This is a genomic window from Microbacterium sp. 69-10, assembly GCF_001897945.1.
Lineage (GTDB): Bacteria > Actinomycetota > Actinomycetes > Actinomycetales > Microbacteriaceae > Microbacterium.
In genome coordinates this window covers 220,708-228,262 of sequence record NZ_MKRT01000024.1, presented here as the reverse complement: position 1 = coordinate 228,262, position 7,555 = coordinate 220,708, and the positions used below count along the sequence as shown (strand labels likewise).

Genomic DNA, 7,555 nt, shown 5'->3' with positions numbered 1-7,555 from the left:
GTGGGCGCTTCACCAGACCGTGTGACCGGAGTGTCCACAGACGACTACTTTGCGGCAGCTGCGTCACCGGTGGCAGTACGCCCTCGGAACAGTACCCTTGCCCTCGACAAGATCACAGGCACCGGGTTCGTTCCCGCCAATCATTTCGAGTCCCTCAAGACGTACTTGACCTGAAGACCCGCGGTCCGGCCGAGTTCCGACCATAAGGCAAAGGTCAGAATGATCTGCAACCAAGCAGGGTGTGATTCCCCGCCCCATTGTTGATCGCATACACGCACACGGTGCGGGCCCGCCCGGAGAGCGGAACCGACGCCGAATACCCATGGTTGGCGCCTGCCGCAGGATACACCGTGCCAACGTCGACTCTGCGCTCATCCGCCGTGAACGCATACCCGGTGTCACCAACATAGATGTGGACGGCGATGGGTTCCGCTGTGTCCGGGTCGATCGCCCACCCATTCACCGAGACTCTTCCGTTGGTAGACGACATTCCATCGATAGCACCATATGGCGCAGCCATCGACGTCAAGGGCAACGCAGGTCTCACGAAGCGACAGGCGAGAACGGTGTTCCCTCCCGTGCCATCGTTGATCGCGTACACACAGACCTGCACGCCCCCCGCTGGCAGCGTGCGATTTATCGTGAACCCATGGGCGTCTCCGCTGCCGGGGTAGGCAGCGGCCACATCTCGCCGCAGCCCGTCTGCAGTATGCGCAGTGCCAGAACCGCCGACATACACGTGCACAGCGATCGGCTTCGAGGTATCCGGGTCCAACGCCCACCCACGGATGCTTACGGTGTTGCCCTGCACATCGAAGCTGTCGACATTACCGAAGGGCGGACTGCCCAGAGCTGGCGCGGCATACCGGCAACCCAGTACGGTGTTGCCGCCCGCTGCGTCATTGATGGCATAGACGCAGACTTGCGCGCCGCCGGGTGGAAGAGTGCGCTTGATCGTGAATCCGTGGTTCTCCCCGTATCCGGGGTAGACGTCAGCGATGTCACGTCGAACCCCGTCTGCCCGGTGCGCCGTACCGGAGGCGCCGACATATACATGCACACCAATCGGATCGGGCGTGTCCGCGTCTAGGGCCCACCCGTGAACGGTCACGATATCACCCTCAACGTCGAAACCATCGACGCTGCCGAACGGAGCGCGCTCGGGATCGGTGGCCGCCTTCACGAATATCTGCCTACACGGACTGAGAAGGACGTTGCTGCCCGTTTTCACGTTTATCCCGTATACGCAGACAGTTTGATAACCTGCCGGCGCTGGAACCGTGGCCCCGTACCCATGACCAGCACCGTACAACGGATACGCGTTCCCGATGTCCGCGCGCTGCAGATTCGCGCGCACCGCCTTCCCTGAACCACCGACATACACGTGTACGTCTATCGAGTCCTTGACATCAGGGTCCAATGCCCAGCCGCTGACAGACACCGTGCCACGACCGGCCGCCAAACCGTCAAGACTCCCGAGCGGCGAACCGCCGTAAGCGAAGATGGTGGCGCACCCGATGACCTTGTCCGCACCCGAACCGACGTTCTTCGCTTCGACACACACCTCGGTGTCGCCCCATCTCTGCGGGGCGACCGACAGCGAATAGCCATGATTGATACCGAGTCCCGGGTAGTGCGCGGCGAGATCGCCTCTCGGCCCATCGGCGATGCCCGTGGTCGCGACGCCATCCACCGTGACCGTGACTCCGATCGAGTCCGCAGCATCGGGGTCGAGAGCCCAACCGTTCACTCGGATCTCACCCACGCTGGAAGTCACGCCGTCGACGAAGCCTACCGGACTCCCCTGTCCGGAGCTCTTCTGCGTCGACCCGAACCAGTCGGTGAAGTAGTTGTAGAAGTTCCTGTTGCCGTAGCTCGAACACGAATCGCCATAGCCGTATCCCGCACTCAGTGCCGCAGCATTCGGCTGGTAGGGAGTGTAATAGTACAACGCGGAGGTGGCCTTGTTGGCGACGTATACGGGCCCACTTCCGCAGACATCTTTCCAGACTCCGGGAGAGACCTGTTTGGGCGCGTTCCAGAGGATGTTCCAGGTCTTACCCGGCGCGTACCACTTGAAGTAGACGCCTTCCATATAGATCTGCATCTGACGCGCTGCACCGTAGACCTGGTGGAAGAAGCCGACGAACTTCGGGTCACACGCGACACCGCCGTCAGGGCAGCCCTGGCCCAGCGCCTTGTCATAACGCCAGGCGCTCGGCCAGGTGTGCGTGACGAGGCTCTGCTCCTTCTGGAGCATGACGATCAGCACCTGCGGGTTGATCCCGCACGACTGCGACACGCGGTAGATGATGCGCGCCGCAGACTCGCCTGCGGCGCCGGTGTAGCCCTTGCAGTATGTGTCCGCCGGACGATTCACCGTGTTCATCCGGAAGTCCTTGATGCAGACGATCGGCCGACCGTCCTCGTCGGTACCACCGCGGCAGGTCGTCACTTTGGAATTGAAGAACGACTGAATCTGTGCCTCAGTCATCGTGGTGGTGTCCGTGAACACTGCGTCGCTGATGATGTTGCCCGCGGAGAAACCTGCAAGCGACGTCTTGACAGGTACACCCATCGTGCTCTTCACGGGAACTGCGCTCGAACTCTGCACGGTTCCGGAAGCCGCGGAAACCGGTCCGGAAGCGGCGAAAGACGGCGCGGCCGTGCCTACGACAAGTGCGACGACAGCGAGAGCCGTCATCACCCAGCGTGAGATCCGAGGCGCACGCGGGTCGGGAGTACCGCGAAGATGCATGTGAATAGTGTGACGGAAGTTGGCGAATGATGCCAGTGGGGCAGGATATCGGTTCCCCAGAAGCAGCCGAGATATTCTCTGGAGTTTCTCAGAGCTCCGCGTGCAGCGCCCAGAGGCGCTCCGCGGAGCTCGCCCACGAGAAGGCCCTCGACCGGTCCGCGGCGAGCACGCGCAGGCGCCTCTCCCCCGCACCCAGCGCGTCGATGACGGCATCCGGGATCTCGTCCGTCGAGACGATCGCCGCGCCGTCGGCGAGCACGTCGCGGTGCACGCCGGACTCGACCGCCACCAGCGGCACCGACAGCGTCATCGCCTCGACCGCCCGCCAGGGCCACGCCGAGGCCGCGGAGGTCGCGACGAGCGCCGCCGCTCCCCCGAGCACTGCGGCCCGATCCTCATCGCCCAGAGAGCCGCGGATGTGCGCCCGGCGCTCCGGCAGGCCCGCGGCCGCTGCGACGTCGGCCAGCACCGGTTCGGAGCCCTCCGGCGCATCCAGCACGACGGCGTCCGCACCGGCCTGCGCTGCGGAGCGGAAGCCCTGCAGCAGTGAGTCCGCGTCGCCCACGAGCGTGATGTACCGCTCGGGGATCTGCAGGTCCTCGCGGCGCCGCGAGGCGTCCGCGGGAACCGCGAACCCCTCGGGAGCTGCACCCGCGATCACCCGGACCCGGTCTCCGAAGCGTCCGAGCTCGCCCAGGCGCTCCGCCATGGAGTGCGACGGTACCACGACCGCATCCGCGTGCTTGGCCGCACGCTTGAGCATCGCCCTCTGCCAGACCAGCTGAGCCTTGCTCAGCCTCTCGGGGGCCTCCCAGGCGTCCAGGTCCCACAGGGTCACGGTGACCTGGTCGTTGTCGTTCGCACGATCGTGACGCACCAGCGGTGCCATCAGGCTCGGCGCGTGGATCAGCCCGCCTCCGACGCCCGGTGCGATGCCCAGCTGCCAGGTCGCGGCGAGCTCCTGACGCCCCAGGGGCAGACCACGCACGTCCTGCACGCCGTGCACGGGTACCTCGGCCCCTCTCGGCACGAGCGCCGAGACGACGCATCCGCGCGGAGCCGTGGCGACCAGCCCGGCGGTCAGGGAGAGCGCCGCACGCGCCTGATCCGCGTCCACGACCTGCGACGCCTGATCCAGCACCACCCGCAGCTGCACACTCATAAGGTCAGCCTAAGCGAGCCGCTCCGATATACCGGGCGACCGGCCGCCCTTCCCCGATCAGCCCTCGCTCGGGGCCTTCGTCGGCGGGTGCAGCGCGTCCTTGACCTTCTCGCGGATCAGGTCGTAGTCGGGCGTCTTCTCCTCGATGCCGTTCTCCGGCGTCAGCTCGATCTGCGTGACCGGCTGCTTCTTGGCCTTCATCATCAGATCGAAGAACTCCGGCAGCTTGTCCTGCGGCAGGTCCGTGGACGCGAGCGCCGTGCCGGCCTTCATCACCTCGGAGAAATGCGTGAGCACGTTCTCCGGCGTGAACTGCGCGAGGATCGCCTCCTGCAGCTGACGCTGCCGCTTCATGCGGTCGTAGTCGTTCGTGGTGTAGCGCGAGCGGGCGTACCACTGCGCGGTGTCGCCGTTCATGTGCTGCTGGCCGGGCTCGATCCAGCCGATCGCCCACTTGTCCACGTCGTGCGCGCCGGATCCGGGCGGCGGGCCGCCCTTCGGCAGACGCTCGGTCACGTTGATGTCGACGCCGCCCAGCGCGTCCACGAGATCGGCGAAGCCGTCCATGTCGACGAACACGTAGTACGGGATCTTGATCCCGAGCACGGCCTCGGCGGCATCCTTGGTCGCCTCGATGCCCGGTGCGGAGCCGTGCGCCGCGGCGTCCGGATACAGCGCCTTGCCGCGGTCCTTGCGGCACACCTCGGCGGCGTTGCGGATCTGGTTCATCCAGGCGTTCCAGCCGCAGGTGCTGGAGCCGTGGGACCGGAAGCCGTCCGGATACAGCTCGTGCATGGGGCTGTCGGCCGGGAACGGCGGGTCGGGGAGCTCGCGCGGGATGCCGGTGATCGTCGTCGCACCCGTGGTGGCGTTCACGGACACCACCGAGATGCTGTCGAAGCGCATGGAGTCGCGGCCGTCACCGCTGTCAGCGCCCAGCAGCAGCACGTTGTAGTAGCCGTCGCTGGGCGGGAGGCTGGGTCCGCTGTTGCCGAACAGCGCGTTCAGCGCGCCCCGGCTGTCCGCGGCGATGTTCGAGGCGTAGACGGCTCCGGAGCCGACCAGCGCGAGCACGACGACGGAGGCGATCGGCGCCGCCCAGCGGGTGAGCGTGGGCAGCTTCACGAGCCGGAGCAGCCGCAGCGTGTCGACGGTGAGCACGACCCACAGCAGCGCGTAGGCCAGGCAGAGCACCTGCGCCAGCGTGAGCACGAACCACGACAACGGCCCGGTTGCCAGCCACACCAGGGTCTGCCGCGCGAACAGGGCGAACCCCACCGCGACGATCGCCAGGAACCAGCCCAGGAGCGTCGCTCCGAGCCCGAACCGCCCGAGCCGCCGGTTGCCCGCGAGCACCTGTGCGGAGCCGGGGATCAGCACGTTCAGCACCACGAGCCACCAGGCGCGGCGCCCCATGCCGTGCGAGTCCTGCTGATCCGGGTTGCGGATCGGGTGCGACTCGATGAGCGGCCGCGCGCCCGCCTCGCGGGCGCGCGGAGCCGCCAGGGTCACAGCGAGTCCTTCAGCCGCCGGTTCTTCTGCTCCACCTGGCCCTCGAGGTCGCGCGCGTACGCCTCGACCCGATCCGCCAGCTCGGCGTCCGAGGTGCCCAGGATGCGCGCGGCCAGGATGCCTGCGTTCCGCGCCCCGCCGATGGACACCGTCGCCACCGGGATGCCTGCCGGCATCTGCACGATCGAGAGCAGGGAGTCCATGCCGTCGAGGTAGGCGAGCGGGACCGGCACGCCGACCACGGGCAGCGCCGTCATGGAGGCGAGCATGCCCGGCAGGTGAGCGGCTCCCCCGGCGCCGGCGATGATCACCCGGATGCCGCGGCCGCGCGCCTCGCGCGCGTAGCTCATCAGCTTGTCGGGCGTGCGGTGTGCGGAGACGACCTCGACCTCGTGCGGGATGCCGAAGTCGGTGAGCGCCTGCGATGCGTCGCTCATCACGCGCCAATCGGAGTCGGAACCCATCACGACGCCGACCAGGGGCGAACTCGAGGAATGCAGCGGCTCAGTCACCATGACAGGCTACGGGGCGCCCCTGTGAGAACGTCGCAACGGCACGCAGTCGCGCTGTCTGAGCCGTGCTCAGAGGAACTGCGCCGCAGCGGCACGGGCGACGTACACGACATCGTCCAGGTCGGAGCCCGCCACGTTGACATGGCCGACCTTGCGACCGGGCCGCGGAGCCTTGCCGTAGGTGTGGATCTTCGCCTCGGGATGCTCGGTCATCGCCTGCGTGAACCGATCCTCCAAGGTCCCTTCGGTGGGCCCCCCGAGGATGTTCACCATCACGGTCCACGCGGCGCGGGGCTCGGTGCGCCCGAGCGGCAGATCCGCGACGGCGCGCAGATGCTGCTCGAACTGCCCGGTGATCGCGCCGTCCTGGCTCCAGTGACCGCTGTTGTGCGGGCGCATGGCGAGCTCGTTCACGAGGATGCGCTCGTCGTCCGTCTCGAACAGCTCGACGGCCAGCATCCCGGTCACCCCCACGCCCTCGGCGATGGTGCGGCCGATCTGCTCGGCGACCTGCACCAGACGGGCGCTGGTGCCCGGAGCGGGAGCGATGACCTCGGCGCACACGCCGTCGCGCTGCACGGTCTCCACGACCGGGTAGGCCACCATCTCGCCGCCGGGACGACGCGCGATCTGCTGCGCGAGCTCGCGGGTGAACGAGACGAGCTCCTCGGCCAGGAGCGACTCGCCCTCGGCGAGACCGGCGAACCAGTCGGATGCCTCGGCACCCGCCCGCACGACGCGCACGCCCTTGCCGTCGTAGCCGCCGCGCGGCGTCTTCACGACCGCACCGCCGCCGTGATCGTCGATGAAGCGCTGCAGCTCCTCGGCATCCGACACCGCCGCCCAGTCGGGCTGCGGCACGCCGAGCTCGGCGAGACGCGCGCGCATGACGAGCTTGTCCTGCGCGAACTGCAGGGCGTCGGGGCCGGGGTGCACCTGCACGCCGTCCGCGATGAGTGCGCGCAGCACCTCCTGCGGCACGTGCTCGTGGTCGAAGGTGACGACGTCGACGTCGCGCACGAACGCACGCACGGTCTCCAGGTCGCGGTAGTCGCCGACCGCGGTCGCGGCGAGCTGCGCCGACATGCCGTGGTCCTCGGCCAGCACGCGCAGATCGAGGCCGAGTTCCACCGCCGGGGCGATCATCATCCTCGCCAGCTGGCCTCCGCCGATCACACCCACACGCACAGTCATCCGCCGTCCTTTCGTCAACGCCCATTCTTCCGCATGCGGGAAGGGTGCGGATGCCGTTCGGAGCGCGCCCGGGCTCAGTCGCCCGCGTTCCCGGACTGAGCGTCGCGATGCGCGAGGATCTGGTTCACCTCGACCTGGTCGGCGAGCGCCTCGTGCACGAGGTTCACGCTCGGCACGTTGACCAGGCGCAGCGGGGCGTCCACGCCGTTGCTCAGCGTGATGGTCCCCGCCCCCCACATCCGCTGGAGGATGCCTCGCCGCACGGCGATCGAGTAGCCCCGCGTGTGCGAGAGCTCCCTGCGACTCCGCGATCCCATCCCCTCGCGCACGATGACGCGGCGGGTGGTGATCGTGTAGGTGCGCGACAGCCAGAACAGGAACGGCACGATCACGAACAGCACGATCGCGGCCGCGGCC

The 7,555-nt window shown here is 67.7% G+C and carries 7 protein-coding genes; 1 reads left to right on the top strand and 6 read right to left on the bottom strand.

Going from position 1 to position 7,555, the window contains the following annotated elements; all coding sequences use genetic code 11:
* The gene (locus tag BGN97_RS12145) at positions 1-174 is read left to right on the top strand and encodes a hypothetical protein (protein ID WP_363331433.1); all 174 of its coding nucleotides are present in this window, start codon (positions 1-3) and stop codon (positions 172-174) included.
* 40 nt (positions 175-214) lie between these two features.
* Here BGN97_RS12145 and BGN97_RS12140 read toward each other — a convergent pair whose 3' ends face one another.
* The 6 genes from BGN97_RS12140 to BGN97_RS12115 form a co-directional block, all read right to left on the bottom strand.
* Positions 215-2,590: a hypothetical protein gene (locus tag BGN97_RS12140; RefSeq protein ID WP_292701793.1), complete on the bottom strand. Its 2,376-nt coding sequence runs from the start codon at positions 2,588-2,590 to the stop codon at positions 215-217.
* A gap of 256 nt (positions 2,591-2,846) precedes the next feature.
* Positions 2,847-3,920 carry a glycosyltransferase gene (locus tag BGN97_RS12135; protein ID WP_292701790.1) on the bottom strand — a complete coding sequence of 358 codons (1,074 nt, stop codon included), beginning with the start codon at positions 3,918-3,920 and terminating at the stop codon, positions 2,847-2,849.
* 57 nt (positions 3,921-3,977) lie between these two features.
* A complete protein-coding gene (locus BGN97_RS12130; RefSeq protein ID WP_292701787.1) occupies positions 3,978-5,432 on the bottom strand; it encodes an LCP family protein in 1,455 nt (484 codons plus the stop codon).
* Positions 5,429-5,896 carry a 5-(carboxyamino)imidazole ribonucleotide mutase gene (gene purE / locus BGN97_RS12125; RefSeq protein ID WP_292702192.1) on the bottom strand — a complete coding sequence of 156 codons (468 nt, stop codon included), beginning with the start codon at positions 5,894-5,896 and terminating at the stop codon, positions 5,429-5,431. Before purE ends, BGN97_RS12130 begins: the two co-directional genes overlap by 4 nt.
* 117 nt (positions 5,897-6,013) lie before the next feature.
* The gene (locus BGN97_RS12120; protein ID WP_292701784.1) at positions 6,014-7,138 is read right to left on the bottom strand and encodes a 5-(carboxyamino)imidazole ribonucleotide synthase; all 1,125 of its coding nucleotides are present in this window, start codon (positions 7,136-7,138) and stop codon (positions 6,014-6,016) included.
* Positions 7,139-7,212: 74 nt separating this feature from the next.
* The coding region (locus BGN97_RS12115; protein WP_292701782.1) for a PH domain-containing protein at positions 7,213-7,555 on the bottom strand (343 nt) is incomplete at its 5' end.